The organism is Shigella sp. FC1544 (assembly GCF_001722145.1).
Taxonomy (GTDB): Bacteria; Pseudomonadota; Gammaproteobacteria; order Enterobacterales; family Enterobacteriaceae; genus Escherichia; species Escherichia coli.
This window is the reverse complement of the sequence record NZ_MECT01000470.1, coordinates 1-397: the sequence shown is the minus strand read 5'-3', so window position 1 is coordinate 397 and position 397 is coordinate 1. Positions and strand designations below refer to the sequence as shown.

Annotated in this window: 1 pseudogene; it reads right to left on the bottom strand. The window is 49.9% G+C overall.

Annotation, left to right across the window (positions count from 1 at the left end):
- Window positions 1–333, bottom strand: a pseudogene (locus BGK49_RS18545) (transposase); the annotation flags it as partial.
- Window positions 334–397: the final 64 nt, after the last annotated feature.

The window sequence follows — 397 nt, the reverse complement described above, 5'->3', positions numbered from 1 at the left end:
ATACCTGACACATCGCTTCAATGGGAAATTGTTGTCGCCATTGTTCGATTAACGCGTATTTTTCAGCGACTCCTGTGCAAAATACGCTGTTGCTTTTTTTAATATATCTCGCTCAAGGCGAGCTTCATTTAACGCCTTACGCAGTTGCAGAATTTCAGATTCCAGTTCAGCCACCGTGCGGGAACCAGGAGTACCGAGCCCTTTTCTGGCGGCGGTAACCCATTGTCCTAAAGTGCCTTCAGGAAGGGATAATCGGGAAGCGCCTTCACTGATCGAAAGTTGATTTTCAAGAACCGTTCGTAAGCGTGCAGCAAGAACCGTATTGACGGGGATGTGTTATTCAGTCGGCAGTGCTACGCGCCAGGGGAGCAGTTCGCCGACCCGGTTTATCGGCCAG